We start from the raw sequence: 18,682 nt of genomic DNA on the forward strand, positions 1-18,682 counted from the left end.
CAGCAACCAGAGGTGGTGTTTCTGTAACACTAGGGGGTGGTGTAGGAGATACACTACCCGATTTACTTCCCATATTATTGAGAGGTTCATCATAGATGGTGTAAAGATTAGAAGTGTATCTTGCCTTGTCTTGACCATCAATGACGATTCTGTTTTCTGAGGAGAGCAAACCGATTTCTTTTAATTCTTTAATAGCTTTAATCGCAGTTGACCGAGAGAATGAACACTTTTCACCAATCTTTTTATAACTGGGAAAAGATTGTTCCTTATCATCAGCACATTTACTTAAATATGCGTAGGTGATTTTTGCGTGTTCAGATATGTCTTGGTCAAAGATCATATTCTGACATAGGAAGAATTCTCGCTTTCGAGAACGTTGTATTTTATCCATAGTTTTCTCCATAAAAAAACGGAACTTTAGCTAAGCTAAAATTCCGTTTTATCTCTTATTATTGAATTTTCAAGTATCCTTTGTGATAGTTCGATTGCCTATCATTTTTTTTGATTTGCTAATTTCTTGCTAATTGTACACCTCGAAATCATATGAAACGAGGCATCATGTTCACTGAACTGGATAACATTCAGTTCGTTGTTATAGCCTTTATATAAAGGACTTAGGCAGTATTTGGCAAAATACCGTACCATGTAAAAATAAACAGTACGTGGAACTCCTAAGCGAGGGGCCGTGGGTTCGAATCCCGCCAGGAACATTATAAAAGCACTTTTTATCACGTGTGTGGTGATGTGAAGGTGCTTTTTTTATTTTTAGAGATTAAGCGGGTCCTACACCAAAAGTCGGCGGACAGCGCGCTTAAGCTTTTTTTATGATATACTAGGGAATATGAATAGGGAGAAAAGAGGTGCAATATGAATTTTAATGATTATGAATACAAGAGAATAGATCTTGATGAAGTTAAAAAAGCCATGGAAAAGCAATTTGCCATCATGGACGAGACAACGACAATTGAAGAACTAGAGTTAGCCGTTAAAGAAGTTTATAGAATTCGTAATGAAGTGGAAACCATGAGCACCTTGGCCAGCATTCGGTTTTCCATAAATATGAAAGATGATTTTTATAAAGCGGAAAATGAGTATCAAAATAATGCAAGCCCAATAATGGAAGGTATTGTTCATAAATTCTATCAAAAACTGGTCAATTCTCCAATGAAAGGAGAACTTAAGGCTCGCTATGGCGAACATCTGATTAATTTGGCTACTCTATCGGTTCAGACTTTTTCGGATGCTATTATTGAAGACCTGCAGGAAGAAAATAGGTTGATAACGGCTTATAATATGCTCGTAGGCAATGCAAAGATAGACTTTAGAGGCAGTACGTATAACCTATCGACAATGACGCCTTTTATCAGTGATTATGATAGAGGTAGGCGGATTGAAGCACAAAAAGCAGTTACACGATTTTTTGAAGATTATGAAGCAACTTTTGATGATATTTATGATCAATTGGTAAAATTGAGACATAAAATAGCGGTTAAACTTGGATATGATAATTATATTCAGTATGGATATGATAAACTTGGGCGAACAGATTATGGACCTGAAGATGTGAAACGATTTCGAAATCAGGTATATGAGCATATTTCACCACTAAGGCTAGAACTTAAGAAGAAGCAAGCTAAGCGTATTGGCCTGGATCACCTATACTATTATGATGCACCACTTTATTTTAATACAGGCAACCCTAAGCCGGTAGGTGACGAAGCCTACATGGTAAAAGAAGCCGGAAAGATGTACAGTGAATTATCACCTCAAACCCATGATTTTTTTGAATTCATGAGGAAGAACAATCTTATGGATCTGACCAGCCGTGATGGAAAAAGACCGGGGGGTTATTGCACTTACCTATCGGATTATAAGTCACCTTATATATTTGCCAATTTCAATGGTACAGATCATGATGTGGTGGTTTTAACTCACGAAGCCGGACATGCTTTTCAAGTCTATCAAAGTCGAGGATATGAGATCAGTGAGTATCAATTTCCTACTTTGGAAGCTTGTGAGATTCACTCTATGAGTATGGAGTATTTAACTTATCCATGGATGAAGGGCTTCTTTGGAGATGATTATGAGAAGTTTATCTACGACCACTCAAGTAAGCCAATTGAATTTATACCCTATGGTGTTGTGGTTGATGAATTTCAACACTGGGTCTATGAGTATCCAGCAGCTACACCGGAACAAAGAAAGCAAAAATGGCTAGAGATTGATCGAAAATATAGACCGGAGATCGATTATGAAGACAACGCTTTTCTTAAGCGTGGTGGTTATTGGTTTAGGCAAGGTCATATTTTTAGAGTGCCATTTTATTATATTGACTATACATTGGCACTGATTTGTTCAGTACAGTTTTATGTTAAATCAACCCAAGATCGTAAAAAGACATGGATGGATTATCTGAATCTATGTAATCAAGGCGGTAGTCGATCCTTTTTACAGCTGCTTGAATTAGCTGAGCTTGACAATCCCTTTAAAGAAGGAACCGTACAAAAAGTAATCTATAAAATAAGAGATTTATTAAACTCAATAGATGATACAAAGTTATAAAATGATCTGAAAAAGGATAGCTAAGAAGAATATGCTTGATTAGACAATATGAAACTTAGAAAACAATTAATTGCAAATCAGAAACCGTATAATAGGAAGAGAGTCAATTTGTAAACCCATTAACCAAGTATGAAAATTGAATGATGGGTTTATTTTTAACAAAGATGCAAAGATGAAGTAAATTCACTTGCAAAACAAGGTTGATTGTGCTATTATTTTAGATGAATACAATGATATATAAGGCAAGTTAGTTAATTAATTAACTATACTTTCGAGTTTGAAGTTAGTGTGTTTTTGCTATAAGTTAGTCAGATATTGAAGAATTTTTAGAAAAATTACACATTAAAGATCCCAATCACAAATGGAATGATTGGAATAAAGATGATGAATCTTAATATAACTTATATATTAGAACTAAAAACAAATAATAAGAAAAATGAATCTTAATTTTATAAAACTTGCAAAAATGAGAATGCAAAATTCTAATAGTCGATATGACAGGTAGTATGGTTGCCACTTAGTCAGACGTATATTGTTTGACAGGGGCTTTTTTTCTATGGTAATGCATAATAATAATTTGCGGTAACATTCAGGATGATTATATCAGACCTGTAAATATAGAAATATGTTTTAGAGAACAAAATATATGATGCAATGAAAGTGGCATTTGACCACGACACAATATTCAAGGAGGATTATATGAGTAAAAACGTATTATCAAAGTTTATATTTGATGCAAGTGTGGCTGATATAGTTGCAAATGCAAAGTCGGTAACGGTTCCTGAGAGCAGAGCCCATATACTCGATATGGCAACAGGCAATGGTCAGCAAATCTACAAGGTGAATTATGAAGTCGAAGGCTTAGGTCTTGTTGAAGAAGCTGAAGTTGTTCGTTGTAAAAATGGTGTGTCTGTTAATTATGCGGAAGCCTATATGCGAAGAAGAGATCCTAATTGCATGTATATAGGTGATGATTTACCAACAGATAAATTGACATACAAAGAAAAGTTCGGTGAGAGCTTTGAAGGGGTTCGTCAAGAAACATTTGAATGGTTAAAGACCCAAGACTTAATCATATTACCTTTTATATCTGGTGATGCAAAACATGGGGGCTATGAGTCGATATTAGTTGGTCCCAAAAATGCAGCATTTTTTACAGGAGGCTTGGCCGATCTTCAAGGATTTATACCTGCAGATGAGGTAAGGGAAGATTTTGAACCTAAGGCTGTGATTTATCTTGCGCCTGTATTTAGACATACACATTATGATGGTAAACAAGTTGTCGTACATAACCGTTTAGACAATATGCATGAAGTATATTCTTTTAATCTATATCCAGGACCAAGTGCTAAAAAAGGCGTTTATGGTATCTTATTATCTATAGGAGAGAAGGAAGGGTGGATAACAGCCCATGCTTCAACGGTTCGTGTAACAACGCCTTATGATAACTCAGTGGTTATCATGCATGAAGGTGCCAGTGGCGGTGGTAAATCAGAGATGATAGAAGAAGTGCATCGCGAGCCAGACGGTAGTGTATTGTTGGGTGTCGACCTTATTACTGAGGATAGTCATTATTTAGAGTTGGGTGATACGTGTGAACTGCATCCAGTTACGGATGATATGGCATTATGTCATCCATCGTATCAAAATGATAGTAAACTTGTGGTGACAGATGCAGAAGCAGGTTGGTTTTTGAGATTTGATCATATTAAAGAATATGGTACATCTATCGAACATGAAAAATTGACCATACATCCACCAGAACCATTAATATTCTTAAATATGGATGGTGCTCCGGATTCGACCATATTAATATGGGAACATAAAATGGATGCACCAGGAGTACCCTGTCCAAACCCTAGGGTTATTATGCCAAGACATTTTGTTCCGGATGTTATTTCAGATCCGGTTGAGGTTGATGTTCGTTCCTTTGGTGTTCGTATGCCCCCACTTACAAAAGAAAAAATCACTTACGGTATAGTTGGAATGTTACACATATTGCCACCTGCTCTTGCATGGTTATGGCGACTGGTTGCACCTAGAGGACACGCGAATCCAAGTATTGTAGATACAGGTGGTATGAGTAGTGAAGGTGTAGGTTCTTACTGGCCTTTTGCAACAGGTAAAATGGTTACACAAGCCAATCTATTGCTAGAACAGATTCAAAAAACTCCAAACACTAAATACGTCTTGATTCCTAATCAACATATTGGTTCTTTCAAAGTAGGCTTTATCGCTGAGTGGTTAGACCGTGAATACTTAGCAAGAAAAGGCAACGCTAAGTTCAGACCGGATCAATTGGTAGAATCAAGATGCTCAACGCTTGGCTACTCACCAAAAACTCTTAGAATAGATGGTCACAATATACCAAAAGGTTTCTTGCGCACAAATCATCAGGTTAACATCGGAGATGACGCTTATGATGCCGGTGCAAAACTTCTTACAGACTTCTTTAAGCGAGAGCTTGCTAAATTCAATACAGAAGAGTTAAACCCATTAGGTAGACAGATCATTGATGCCTACATGCGTGATGCTTCAGTCGAAGAGTTTGCATCCATGATGCCAATGTAAATGAACTGATAAAAAAGGGATAAGGTGTTAAAACTTCGTTTTTACATTTTACCATACATAAGTTCTAATTAGGAAGCTATAGGCCATAAGGTTTGTAGCTTCCTTTTTAATATATTGACTATAAATCGTCATTTGTATTTTTTTGCTAATTGTAGCGTTGACAAAATAAAGACATATGCTATATTTATTGTAATGCTGTAAGGAAAGGTCAAAATATGAGATATAAAAACATTGTGGAAGGCATATTTATCAAACGTCTAAATCGCTTTATTGCTATCGTTTTTATAGATGGAAAGTCAGAGCAAGTACATGTAAAAAATACAGGAAGATGTCAAGAGTTATTTATAGAAGGTGTCAAAGTATATCTTGAAAAAAGTGATAACCCAAATAGAAAAACTGGGTACTCTTTAATCAGTATTTATAAAGGTGATATCCTAGTTAATATTGACTCTCAAGTACCGAATCAAGTGATTTATGAAGCATTAATTAGAGGAGAGATTAAGGAGATTGGACAAGTCTCCTACGCTGTTCGTGAAGTAACCTATGGCTCTTCCAGATTTGATATTTATTATGAAAAAGGCGACGAAAAAGGTTATATAGAGGTTAAAGGAGTAACTTTGGAAGAGACAGGGCTGGCGCTTTTTCCGGATGCACCTACTATAAGAGGTACCAAGCATATTAACGAGTTAACAAAGGGCTTGAACGAGGGCTACAAAAACTATGTGTTTTTTTTGATTCAAATCGAAAATATTCATAATTTCAGACCCCATCATGAACGTGACAGGGCTTTTGCAGATAGCTTATTTAATGCAATTGATAAAGGTCTTGGCGTTTTAGTATACAATAGTAAGTTGAGCAGAGATACCATAGAACTTGGATATTCTGGTTCATTAGTAAATCAAATATGGTAAATAGTTATGACGCTTTAGCCAACATATGATAATAGGAGGTTGAAAAAATGGGTATAAGCTTTAATCAAGATCGAAAACAATTTCATCTTAGTACTATAAATACAAGTTATTTAATGGAAATCGTCTTAGATCGTCATTTGTTACATGGGTATTGGGGGAAGAAGATTCACACACCGGATTTAAAGTGCTTTGTTGACTTATATGAAGTGTGTAGTTTTTCACCGAATCCGGAAAAAAACCATAGGTCAATATCTTTTGATACGATGCCAAGAGAGTATCCAGATTATGGGCGTTCAGACTATCAAAGTCCTGCTTTTGAAGTGAGGATGGAAGATGGTAGTCATGTATGTGCACCTGTTTATAAATCTCACCGAATCTATAAAGGAAAAAAAGGTATTAAAGGTATGCCATCCTTGTATGCTAGTGAAGATGATGTTCTAGAAACACTTGAGATTAGTCTTGTGGATGATTTGTTCGGATTAGAAGTGATATTGTTTTATTCAGTATATGAAGCCTATGATGTTATAACACGAAGAGTGACTATTGTGAATCGAGGAAATGGGAGTATACAGTTAAAAAAAGCTCTAAGCGCCAGTGTAGATTTTTATCAGAATCATGAATTTGAATTAATGAATCTGTATGGTGGATGGGCAAGGGAACGTCATATATCAAGAATCCCTATTGGCCATAGTACCCATGTAGTTGATAGTAAAAGAGGTGCTAGTTCTCATGAACAGAATCCATTTATAGCACTACTTGAACCCCAAACAACGGAATATGTGGGTGGGGTATATGCTATGAATCTTATCTATAGTGGTTCATTTATGGGTGAAGTATCTGTTAATAGCTATGGCGGAACAAGGATGCAGATGGGTATGAATACCATTGATTTCGAGTGGGAGCTATTACCAAGCACCTCATTTGATACACCTGAAGTTGTGATGGTTTATTCACATGAAGGTCTAAATGGTATGTCAAAAATATTCCACAAGATATATAAAGATAGACTTTGCAGGGGGCACTGGCAACATAAAGTTCGTCCGATACGAATTAATAATTGGGAAGCTACGTATTTTGACTTTGATGAGCAAAAAATCAAGACACTTATTGACGAGAGTGCGAATCTTGGTATCGAATTGATGGTGCTGGATGATGGGTGGTTTGGTCAAAGAGATTCAGATAGTTCGGGTTTAGGTGATTGGTTTGTTAATAGGGAAAAGTTGCCGGGAGGATTAGAGGCAATTGCGGACTATGCTAATGAAAAGGGCATGGACTTTGGTTTGTGGTTTGAACCTGAAATGGTGTCGCCGGATAGCGTACTCTATAAGAAACATCCAAATTGGTGTCTTCATGTTCCCAATCGAGATCGTTCTGAAGCCAGAAATCAGCTCATATTGGATATGGGTCGTGAAGATGTAAGAAATTATTTGTTTTCTGCTTTGTCACAAGTCCTTAAAAGTGCTTCCATTCGTTATGTAAAATGGGATATGAATCGTAATATGACTGAAGTTGGTTCGGCTATTTTGGCCACAAACAGACAAAAAGAAACCAGCCACAGGTATATACTTGGTCTATATAACTTATTGGATAAAATAACAAAAGCCTTTCCAGACATACTTTTTGAAAGCTGTTCTGGAGGTGGCGGACGTTTTGATCCAGGAATGCTTTACTATATGCCCCAGACATGGACCAGTGATGATACGGATAGTTATGAGCGACTTAAGATCCAATGGGGGACATCGATGCTATATCCACCAATCACCATGGGTGCCCATGTTTCGGAAATACCTAATCATCAAGTTATGCGGATGACGCCTTTACATACACGTGCATATGTGGCTATGGCAGCTAATTTGGGATTTGAGCTGGATTTGACAAAGCTCAGTGATGAAGAAAAGAGCCTTGTAAAAAGTCATATAGATCAATATAAGCGCATTCGAAAAACGGTACAGTTAGGCGAATTCTATAGACTAATCAGTCCATACGAGAATAATTGTACCGCTTGGATGTTTCAATCTAAGGATAGAAACCAAGTTGTCCTATTTTATTATAGGCACTTGGCTAAACCGAATGATTTAGAGCCTAAGATAAAAATGCATTATCTTGACCCGGAGGGGCTTTATAGATTAGAAGATGGGCAACAGTTCTATGGTGATACATTGATGAACTTTGGACTTCGGTTGCCAATGATGACAGGTGACTTTGATAGTGTGATGGTAATTTTGGATAAAGTAAAATAATTTTATAATTGGTTAAGGTGTCAAAACTATATAGTTGAACTTTTGCATACAATATATAGTTATGAATGCATCAACGTAATCTATATATTGTATGTAAATTTAGTGAAACTTAGTTTTGACGCCTTAACCATTATATAAGACATAATTCAAGAGAAACTAGCAGTTAAGTTGTGAATATTTCAATAATACACAGAAAAGATATACTGAATTCATAATTTAGACATATTTATTTGCTATGATTAAAAAGTAATAACTATCCCCCCTTTTATTATATAATATGCTTAGTCCTACCCAGCGTGAAGTAATATTCTACTGTGGTAGGGTATTTTTTGCATTTTTTTAGATGAAATGATAAGATACTAAAGAAGAAAGAACAAAGCGGCGTTGCTTCGTATTGCATACAAATTGCTCACGTTAGCAGAGAGTCTTGACCCTTTAGCAAAAGTATGACTTTCCTAGAGTTAGAATATTAAGGAGCGATAAAATGAGACTTAGAAATGTAAAAAAAGCCTTCAATCGGATTAATAATTATGAGAAACTGATTAAAGATCCAATAAATTACAAAGGAAAATGGCACACATATTTTGACAATGACAATCCTATACATATAGAAATTGGTATGGGAAGAGGGCGTTTTCTCATAGAACAAGCAAAAAAAAATCCGACAATTAATTATATCGGCTTTGAAAAGTTCACAGTTGTACTGGTGAAAAGCTTGGATAATATTAAGGAAGAAGGCGACATTAGTAACTTGTGTGTGGTTCGATATGACGCTCAGGATATATTAGAACTTTTTGAAGAAAACGAAGTTGCAAAGGTATACTTGAATTTTTCTGATCCGTGGCCCAAAGAACGACACTATAAAAGAAGATTGACATATAGAGAATTTTTGAAAAAATACGAGATTATTTTAAGGGCGGAAGGCTTATTGTGTTTTAAAACGGACAACCAAGAACTTTTCGATTTTTCACTGAGAGAAATGCAGATTCTTGGTATGAGTATTCTAAAGGAAACAAGAAACCTACATGGTAGTCCTTGGGTACGAGAAAATATTATGACTGAATATGAAGAGAAGTTCACGAAAGAAGGTATTGCCATTAATATGGTTGAAGCAAGTTTCGGCAGTCGGTGACAATTAACTTAGAAACTCAATAATGAGTGAAAAAACAATAAATATGGCAATGGTAATAAGCAGTGGCGGCGTAAAAATTGATTGTTTTCCTTGTACGGTCAAAGGCTCAACAGCTTCCGGTTGCTCTAGTGCCTCTCTCATATCTTCTTGAAAATCATGATCAATAAGTGATGTGCGATTAAGTCCCATAAAGACTTCAGTAGGTAATTTTAGACTACCCTTAAATACTTTACTATTTCTTTTGAGCAACGAACGAAGAAGTAGAAAAGCAATAGGTAAGAAGAATAATGCATATATGAAAAGGCCAATGAGCATGATAGCTAACTGAGCATTTGTAGGGTCGGTATTAGCGGCAATTTCACCCATTAAGATTTCATTGTTAGAAAAAGCCGTAATAATCATATTTGAGACATAAAGCATTGTTGTGCTTGTTGCATTGATTGTGAAGTGAATAATAATAGCACTATAGATGGATTCAGTAATCAAAACGACATAGCACATAAGGGCACCCATTACAAAGGCATATAGAAACTGATTGATGTTTAAGTGAATGAATCCAAAAAACAAACCACTAATGATGCAAGTCACAAGAACAGATTCTTTTCTATAATTGCTGATGATTAAGGAACGGGTTAAAAGTTCCTCGAAAATAGCCGGAAAAACGGAAGTTAAAAGAAGCACGAATAAGTATGGATAGTCCAAAACAGTAAGCAGAGTATCTTGAATCTGATTGCGGACAAAAAACTGTGAAAGAACATTAATAACACTGAGGGAAGGCATAACCGACCAAGCAAGACCTATATAAATCAAGATATCAAGAGGTCGAACTTTATGTAAATGTAAAGTTGATTTTATGGGGGATTTTGTAACAATCAGATAGGTAACGACGGATAAAGCTACGAAACCAAGCTGAGAAATCAAAATATTAATGATAAAATTAACTTCCCATCGCAAAGAGCTTATTATGGTTGCCAAAGTAAGGTTGCCTAATATAAAATAAGTTATGGTAATCATTTGAAACAAATTGCCACGTTTGACAGAAAACATAAGTTACCTCCAGATGTCTTATAGATTATGCATCTATCATAACATAAGTCTAAATTAGATGGTATAAAAACAATATTAGCTTAAGACAATGCTTAAGTATCAAAACCATCCAGATGAATATTTGCATACAATATATAGTTACGAATGTATCAAAACAATCTATATATTGTATGTGGATTTAGTAAAACTTAGTTTTGACACTTTTATCAGATATTAATAAAAGAAACCGAACTTTACAGGAACAAGATACTGAATTATAATTAGTTCATGGTTAAGGCGTCAAGAAATCGTTCTGATCCTTTCACCGAGTTATTATAGTAAGCTATTTTGGAGGGTTTTTCATAATTATGAAGAAATTATTGGGTTTATTAGCTGTTATTGCACTAGGACTGAGTATATTTTCTAGTACGGCCAACGGAAGTGAAGTAATCAGCCCTCAAGCAGAATACCTAAACGTCATTGGTTTACTTAAAGGAACAGGTCAAGATTATGGCCTCAACCAATCCTTGACGCGTCAAGAAGCAGCCGTTATGATTGTTAGGCTAAAAGGTGACGAAGATTTAGTCCGGTCCATGAATTTTAACCATCCTTTTGATGATGTATCATTATGGGCGTCATCTTATGTAGGCTATTTATATAACCATGGATTGACCAAGGGTAAATCATCTACTGAGTTTGGTGCACAGGATTTTGTGACTCAAGAACAGTATGTGACACTTTTGTTAAGAGCATTGGCTTATGATGATGCTAACGGCGACTTCACGTGGTCAAATAGTTTAAACAAAGCAAAAGAAATCGGAATTCTATCATCAACATCTAATAAGTCTATTTTTACAAGAAGAGAGATGGTCAGCCTAACCTATAATGCACTATTTAGTAAAATAAAGGCACAAAACACAACATTATTGGATCAACTTCAAGTTAAAAAGGCAGTTCCTAATACGATCGACAAAGCGGATAAATTCATAAGTTTAGCCTTCTTTGATATACAGAAGATGCCGGTGTCATATAAAGCGTTGGTGCAAAATGTAGAAAAAATGATTTACGAGATGGAAGAGAGCCAAACATTCGACATGTCGTTAATAAGTCGTGTAGATGTGAGTAATCTTATTGAAGATGCAAAAGTCGCTATGAATCAAGTTCCCATGTATTCGTCTGTAATCAATAGCTACAAGATTACACAAAGAGGCAATGAATTGATGATAGCAATTGAATATACGATTACAAAGTCAGAACTTGAAATGGCAAAGAATAAAGCTAAAGAAGTGGTAGATCAAATAACCACATCTCATATGAGCGATTTTGAAAAAGAGCTGGCCATTCATGATTACATCGTTCATCAAGTGACCTATGATCAATCGCCAGTGCTTAATCCAGCGGTATTCACTATTTATGGTGCCCTAATAGATGGCAAAGCGGTCTGTCATGGTTATGCCGAAGCATTTCAATATATGGCATATTTAGCAGGTCTTAATTCGAAGATTATCTTTGGTACAGCTAAAGTGGATGGTGTGGATATAGGCCATGCATGGAATATGATAGAGCTTGACGGCAAGTGCTATCATGTGGACACGACTTGGAACGACCCGGTATCTTCACTAGGTTCACATAACATCACTTATGATTATTTTAATGTTACAGATCAAGACTTGATGGCTACCCATTCTTGGAATAAGTCTGAATATGAACAGGGGACAGGTACTTATTATAACTATTATACTTATCATAAACTTGAAGTTATTGGCACGGAAGGTTTAAGGACTTATCTTCAAAATGAGTTTAATAGAGGAAGTAAAGCAATGACGATAAAAGTTAAAGGTGTTCAAATGACCATGGAAACACTAAGGAAAGTTTTAGTAAGATGCTATGGATATGGCAGTGTTAGTTATAATGTCAATGAATCTACCAATGTCGTGTACATAACAGTTCACTAAAGAAATGATTATTATTGGACATTTCTTTTAATCTAAGGTAAAGTAAGAGATGAGAGATGTGCAATAAGACGAAAAATATTTTAAACATTGACTATATCCAAAAAACATAATATAATAATATTGTATAGTCAGGTGGTTACAAGAAAAGAAATGGAGGCATTATTATGGCAATGATATTTACAGATGCAAATTTTGAAGTAGAAGTTCTTAAATCAGAGGTACCGGTTTTGGTTGATTTTTATGCAGATTGGTGTGGACCATGTAAGATGATGGCACCATCTATAGAGCAGCTGGCAAATGAATATGAAGGTAAAGTAAAAATCGGAAAGCTGGATGTGGATACCAACGGTGTTACAGCACAACATTACAGAGTAATGAGTATTCCGACGCTATTGATATTCAAAGGTGGAGAAGTGGTAGACACCATAGTCGGTGCAGTACCTAAAAATCAAGTTGAAGCAAAGATTAAAGCAGCAATGTAAATCATCAAAGACGATCTTATACTAGGTCGTCTTTTTTATTCTCTAGGAGCGTGTCCAGCAAAGCTGGCCACTTGAAAGTCATACTCTAGCATTTGCATCAAGGTCCTTTCCTTTTGAACCGTTCAGAAATATGAGCAGAGCCCATAACGAAGCATAGCTTCTTTTCGTAGGTGTGTTTTTTTCGATAGCACGACTTGTTTCTCCTTGATTGATTTTTGTCTGGGCAGGTGTTATAATCCCATGTAGAGTGGTATGTTTATGAATGCTTATAAGCATAAAAAATAGATTTTGGAGGTAGAAAATGAAAACGATTGCATATTATGTAACAGATAGTGGTTTTGGACACATAACCAGATCAGCAGCTATAATTTCACATATAATTGAAAACAGTGACTATAATGTATTATTGGCTTCAAATAAGATTCAGAATGACCATGCTAAAATTGAATTAAGAAAATATGAAAAACGGGTTTCCTTTATCAATGTGGAAACAGATGCAAATTCAAAGTTCATTGAGAATTCTCATCAAGTAGATTTAGAAGGCACGGCAGAAAACATTCGTGTTTATAAGAGTAAGCTTGAAGATCTAATAGAATATCAGTATAATTTGTTAAAAGGTATGGAGATTGTCATGGTCATTACGGATATCAGTATTCTAGGTATTATGGTGGCCAAAAAACTTAGAGTGAAAGTGGTCGGAATTTCTAATTATACATGGTACAATCGTTTCAAGAACTTTGGAATTAAAGATGATTTAATTGAAATCTATCGTACATGGTACAATCAATTAGATATGCTATATAGATTTGAACTTTCTGATGATATGAGTGGTATTGATTGTCCTAAGGAGGATGTGGGTCTAGTTTGTAGAGAAGTGAGTCAAATGAGCAGTGGTGATTTCAAAAAACTATATTGGCCGGCAGTATACCTTTCAGTGGGGCAAGTTGAAAAGAAGAAGGAGAAGTTTGAGATTGATTTCCCTTCCGGAACAGTTTTTGCTACGGGCACCATAGAAGTAGAAGGTAATGTCCATGTTGTAAAATTACCTTCTAGATTATCGCACACACAAGATTATATTGCTGCAAGTTCTTTTGCATTAATTAAAGGTGGTTGGTCTTCTGTAGCAGAGTGTCTAATTCTAGATGTGCCATTTGGAATACTTGATGAAGACGATACAGAGGATCAAGAACTGGTTGAAAAGCTTTTTTCAAATAACTATGCTTTCCGAACAACTGAAGAAGAGTTACGTAAATTTCACATTAAAGATATGAACATCAAAGCGGTGTCAGTCAATAGACCCAATTATACCAATGATGCAAATAATATAGCCAAAAAAATGCTTAGCGTTGTAGAGTAAATAAAGATAAAGCAACCCCTATTTTACCTCATTGTATCGGTAGAAAAGGGGTTGCTTTATAAACACATACTTTGTACTATGCTTATAACTTATAGGGGTTTGTCTCGGAATCATCTAAAGTTTCAATTAGAGCAATTTTTCTGTTGTAGTGTCGATCAATAACATGATCGATAATGTTTTTTATAACTGCGAAGAATGGAACACCGACGAACATACCTATAAAGCCAAACATACCCCCAAAAAGTATAATGGCAAAAATCACCCAAAAAGGTTCAAGACCTGTAGAATCACCCAAAATTTTTGGCCCCAAAACATTACCGTCAAATTGCTGAAGAGCCAATATGATGATGGCAAACAATAATACCTTTTCAGGAGAACCGATGAGAAGGAACAAGATACCTATGAATCCACCAATAAAAGGACCGAAATAAGGAATCATATTGGTTACCCCTATAATAACACTAATCAATATTGGGTAAGGTATTTTTGAAATCAAGAGTATAAAAAAACATAAAAGACCAATAATCAAACTATCCAAAAGTTTGCCAATAAAAAAGCTGGAAAAGATCCTGTGGCTTTCCTTGAAAGTATTGAATACGGCACCATTTGTTTGGGGAGGTATTATGGCCGTAACAAACCTGCCTGCATTTTTAAGATAGCCTTCCTTGTTATAGATTAAGTAAATTGCTATGATGAATCCAAAGAAAAGATTCATAACGAGAGAAGCAATATTTTTCGTAAAATTAAGGATCTCCGGTATGAATTGATTAAAGATATCTGTAATTTGTTCCAGTGTTTGAGGTATATTTTCTGAAACAAAGGAACTTAGAAGCTTGAAGTCAATATAATAGTTTTCTGTGCCAAAAGAAAAGGATGCAGTTTGCGACCACTCAATTACAGAATCAATGTAGCCAGGGAGCTTATTTGAAATATCAGTAAAACTTCTAAACACTTGGGGCATGATAATAGCAAATAAAAACATAATACTTCCGATAACAATAAAATAGGCGAGTATTATTGATAAGACACGTTTAATTTTTAATGATTTTATATTGCGTCCTTTAAAAGAAATTCGATTAATTAATAGACGCTCCAAAAAATTGACCATAGGACTTATAAAAAAAGCAATCAGAAGTGCAAAAATAAAAGGTGACATAAGATTCAAAACACTACGAATTAAGGCCATGGAGTCATTCCATGAAAACACGACTTTATATACAAGAATACAAGCAAAAAAAACAAAAACGGTATAGATGGCAATGGTTGTGTATTTGAGGTTATGATTAATTTTCAACAGGGAGCCTCCTTATGAATTGTTATGTACTTATGATAACAAAGATTTGCTGTTATGAATATAGGCTTTCATGATTTAACAAAAAAGTAATATACAAAATCATTGGTTAAAGTGTCAAAACTAAGTTTCTCTAAATTACATACAACATATAGGGTCCGTTATTACACTCATAACGACATATTGTATATATACCAATATTGCATACAATGAATATATAACTTTATTTAGTAATAAATATCCATTGTATCAATTGAAAAATTATTGTACAATAAATTTGAGGTGATGGCCATGGAAAATAGCTTCAATATTATTGGTGGAATCTTGTATATAGACAAATGGCTTTATCATGAAGCTCAAGAACTTGATAATAACATCAGCAAACTTATGGGTAGCCAGAATTTAAACATGTTCAAGCCACGACCGACAGTAACAACCGGTATCCATAGCGTGACCATAGATTATGGAAACATAGACAGCATATCTGTTCCTAAAGACCCAATGCTTTTTGTAGAAGAGTTGAGAGCCACTTATGATTCCAAGGTACGAGGACATATTCTTATAAAAAAGCAAGATCGGGTTTTGCAGGATATTGTCATTAATAAGTATTAACCTTTATAGTAAAAGCTATTCAACCAGAAAGAATATGGAGGAATAGCTTTTATTATAAACACATTTCAATCATAAAATTGGGCATAACTTGTGTATAAGTTATAATAAAAAAAACGTTAAGAACGTATGTTTCATAAGGTATAGCAGGATTAGTAAGGGCTAGGACTTCTGGAATACCAGAAGTTATCCACAAATAATAGTGTTAATAATTCATAGACGAATCTGAATCATAGCATCATCAATTCTCTCTTTTAAAAGACTGGTAGTGTCATTTCCCATATCTCTATCAAGTAGCATTCTATGGATATCCAATTCGGTTAAATGTAACAACAATTTTCCGTTATCGTAGAAGGCCCCTTGGCTTTTGAAATCAGGGTAATGTATTTGGTCGCATTTTGTAACAATAAGGCCGATGGCTCTTAATGCTTGTCCTAGAACATTCACATCATTGGAAGATACATTTTTATAACTATATATTTCTTTGTAGGTCTTACACTCGAAAAAAATATACCTTGTATTAAAATCAAGTGCCAGTTGTTTCCAAAAGTCATGCTTAGAATTAATGCGACATACCATTTCAAATCGATTATGACCTGAATCCATTTTTAAATTTTTGTACCAGCCACTTAGGTCTTTTTCAAATAAATGCTTCATGATATCGAAAACATTGTTCTCGAACTTTGTCCAACTATTGGAGCGGTTTGTTTCTTTAATGAGATTTTGATAAAGTTCATGGCCAATTGAAGCTTTGTAACAAAATGGTTTAAGGGTGGTTTCAGTAAAGGCATAAATCGAGGCCATACGCCTGTATGGTGTGGGAGATGGAGCTCTTTTTATCTCAATAGGTGAGTTGAGACGTTCAAAGAAATCTATAAAGGCTAATGATAAGGGGTCCAAAGCCTTAGACATATGAAGAAGATCATTTTGATCCCATAAGGTGATGCCGAATTTATTTTTTGCTAAATATACCCAATCATCAGGTAGGAAAGTGGACACGATTAAAATCATATGATTACCATGTACATCAGCATTGATCCTTTTTAGATGAAAAATTGCTTGCTCAATGGTTTCAAGAGCAACTTTTTTTGATCGATAAAGCTTAATTTCTATTACTGCACGTTGTCCAGAAGGACAGTTGATGAGCATATCAATGTCAAGTTCCGGTTTTATTCCCATATCAATATCAATTCCGGACTCTATAAATAAAGTGTGGCATAGATTTTTGAATTCCTCTTTTAAGTCGCTGGTTGCAAGTGCTTTATAAAGCTCCATGTAGTAAATTCACGTCCCCATACATGTATTTTGGTGAAACAATTATCATACTCTCCACTTTTGAGTATATCATAATCTGATTAAGGGGTCAAAACTAAATTTTACTAAATTCACATACAATATATAGATTATGTTGATGCATTCAGAACTATATATTGTATGTGAAAGTTCAATTATATAGTTCTGACACTTTAACCATAATATTAGATGTTTCACTTCATAAAAAAAGAAAAAATATTATTTGAGATGGGGAAGGGTTGTTTGACTGGAAGGCTATATTCAAGTAAAATATATTGAAGCAAACTTCGAAAAAATAAAAAAACAGGCATAAAGTACTAGTTACCCACAGATAATAACAGTTATCAACAGAATTGTGTGGATAGTTCACAGGTTATTAATGAAAAAAACACAAAAATAGCTCAATAGGATATTAATTTTATGAATTTTGAGAATGAAAGAAAGAGGACGAAAATGGCAAAATTATTCTTCAAATACGGCACTGTTTTTTCTGCAAAATCATTAAATCTAATAGCGACGGCTCATAATTATGAAACTCAAGGCAAAAAAGTATTATTAATGATACCGTATATGGATACAAGGTCAAATGGAAATATATCTACAAGAGCCGGCTTCGAACTGAAAGCGGAAATGATTGATACAGATACCAATATCGTTGATGTGTTTATTGAGCATTTAGATAAAAAGGATAAAATAGATTGTGTATTGGTAGATGAGGCTCAGATGTTGTCTTCCAAACATATAGACCAGTTACGGGAGGTTGTAGTACAATTTAATACACCGGTAATATGCTATGGACTGAGAGTAAGCTATACTTTAGAGCTTTTTGAAGCATCTAAGAGGCTTTTTGAGCTATCAGATAAGTTAGAAGAAATCAAAACCATATGTTGGTACTGCGCAAGTAAAGCAACACATAATCTTAAGTTAGTTGAAGGGAAGCCAGAATATAAGGGTAATCCTATTGATATTGGTGGTTTGGAAAAATTTTTGCCGGTTTGCTACAATTGCTATGTAACCCCTCCTATTGATAATTAGAATGGTGGCAAATGGTTTTACAATATTTTAATGGAATACAAGTGAGTTGTATGATAAAATTATAATATGCTTATATGGTTAAGGTGTCAAAACTATATAGTTGAACTTTTGCATACAATATATAGTTATGAATGCATCAACGTAATCTATATATTGTATGTGAATTTAGTGAAACTTAGTTTTGACCCTTTAACCCTTATATGTATTTTAATGAAAGT

The 18,682-nt window shown here is 34.8% G+C and carries 14 protein-coding genes; 10 read left to right on the forward strand and 4 right to left on the reverse strand.

All coding sequences use genetic code 11. The features are described from left to right. On the reverse strand, positions 1–391 hold a 391-nt coding region (locus AC6F8J_RS04630; protein ID WP_500721381.1), incomplete at its 3' end, for a helix-turn-helix domain-containing protein. A gap of 476 nt (positions 392–867) precedes the next feature. On the opposite strand from AC6F8J_RS04630, the gene AC6F8J_RS04635 reads away from it, so the two are divergent. The 5 genes from AC6F8J_RS04635 to trmB all read left to right on the forward strand — a co-directional run bounded on the left by AC6F8J_RS04635 (position 868) and on the right by trmB (position 9,416). Then, entirely contained in the window at positions 868–2,562 is a 1,695-nt protein-coding gene (locus tag AC6F8J_RS04635; protein WP_500721382.1) for a M3 family oligoendopeptidase, read from the forward strand. A 699-nt stretch (positions 2,563–3,261) separates the two neighbouring features. Then, positions 3,262–5,133 carry a DUF4914 family protein gene (locus AC6F8J_RS04640; protein WP_500721383.1) on the forward strand — a complete coding sequence of 624 codons (1,872 nt, stop codon included), beginning with the start codon at positions 3,262–3,264 and terminating at the stop codon, positions 5,131–5,133. Between the two features lie 215 nt (positions 5,134–5,348). Beyond that, the gene (gene sfsA / locus AC6F8J_RS04645) at positions 5,349–6,044 is read left to right on the forward strand and encodes a DNA/RNA nuclease SfsA (protein ID WP_500721384.1); all 696 of its coding nucleotides are present in this window, start codon (positions 5,349–5,351) and stop codon (positions 6,042–6,044) included. 47 nt (positions 6,045–6,091) lie between these two features. Continuing rightward, positions 6,092–8,284 (forward strand): alpha-galactosidase, encoded by a 2,193-nt coding sequence (locus AC6F8J_RS04650; protein WP_500721386.1) that lies wholly within the window; start codon positions 6,092–6,094, stop codon positions 8,282–8,284. A 484-nt stretch (positions 8,285–8,768) separates the two neighbouring features. Further along, positions 8,769–9,416, forward strand: a complete 648-nt coding sequence (gene trmB, locus AC6F8J_RS04655; RefSeq protein ID WP_500721387.1) for a tRNA (guanosine(46)-N7)-methyltransferase TrmB — start codon at positions 8,769–8,771, stop codon at positions 9,414–9,416. A gap of 3 nt (positions 9,417–9,419) precedes the next feature. Here trmB and AC6F8J_RS04660 read toward each other — a convergent pair whose 3' ends face one another. After that, positions 9,420–10,463, reverse strand: coding sequence for a CPBP family glutamic-type intramembrane protease (locus AC6F8J_RS04660; RefSeq protein ID WP_500721388.1), 1,044 nt, complete (start codon positions 10,461–10,463; stop codon positions 9,420–9,422). 347 nt (positions 10,464–10,810) lie between these two features. Between AC6F8J_RS04660 and AC6F8J_RS04665 the strand changes: the two genes are divergently transcribed. The 3 genes from AC6F8J_RS04665 to AC6F8J_RS04675 all read left to right on the forward strand — a co-directional run bounded on the left by AC6F8J_RS04665 (position 10,811) and on the right by AC6F8J_RS04675 (position 14,236). Continuing rightward, positions 10,811–12,397 (forward strand): transglutaminase domain-containing protein, encoded by a 1,587-nt coding sequence (locus AC6F8J_RS04665; RefSeq protein WP_500721390.1) that lies wholly within the window; start codon positions 10,811–10,813, stop codon positions 12,395–12,397. A 164-nt stretch (positions 12,398–12,561) separates the two neighbouring features. After that, positions 12,562–12,879 (forward strand): thioredoxin, encoded by a 318-nt coding sequence (trxA, locus tag AC6F8J_RS04670; protein ID WP_500721391.1) that lies wholly within the window; start codon positions 12,562–12,564, stop codon positions 12,877–12,879. A gap of 301 nt (positions 12,880–13,180) precedes the next feature. After that, positions 13,181–14,236 (forward strand): hypothetical protein, encoded by a 1,056-nt coding sequence (locus AC6F8J_RS04675; RefSeq protein ID WP_500721392.1) that lies wholly within the window; start codon positions 13,181–13,183, stop codon positions 14,234–14,236. An 82-nt stretch (positions 14,237–14,318) separates the two neighbouring features. Here AC6F8J_RS04675 and AC6F8J_RS04680 read toward each other — a convergent pair whose 3' ends face one another. After that, positions 14,319–15,530, reverse strand: a complete 1,212-nt coding sequence (locus AC6F8J_RS04680) for an AI-2E family transporter (RefSeq protein ID WP_500721394.1) — start codon at positions 15,528–15,530, stop codon at positions 14,319–14,321. Positions 15,531–15,818: 288 nt separating this feature from the next. On the opposite strand from AC6F8J_RS04680, the gene AC6F8J_RS04685 reads away from it, so the two are divergent. Beyond that, positions 15,819–16,139: a hypothetical protein gene (locus AC6F8J_RS04685; RefSeq protein WP_500721395.1), complete on the forward strand. Its 321-nt coding sequence runs from the start codon at positions 15,819–15,821 to the stop codon at positions 16,137–16,139. Between the two features lie 210 nt (positions 16,140–16,349). Here AC6F8J_RS04685 and AC6F8J_RS04690 read toward each other — a convergent pair whose 3' ends face one another. After that, positions 16,350–17,411, reverse strand: a complete 1,062-nt coding sequence (locus tag AC6F8J_RS04690; protein ID WP_500721396.1) for a restriction endonuclease — start codon at positions 17,409–17,411, stop codon at positions 16,350–16,352. 471 nt (positions 17,412–17,882) lie between these two features. On the opposite strand from AC6F8J_RS04690, the gene AC6F8J_RS04695 reads away from it, so the two are divergent. Then, positions 17,883–18,464 carry a thymidine kinase gene (locus AC6F8J_RS04695; RefSeq protein ID WP_500721397.1) on the forward strand — a complete coding sequence of 194 codons (582 nt, stop codon included), beginning with the start codon at positions 17,883–17,885 and terminating at the stop codon, positions 18,462–18,464. Positions 18,465–18,682 lie beyond the last annotated feature (218 nt).

Source organism: Petrocella sp. (genome assembly GCF_059865615.1).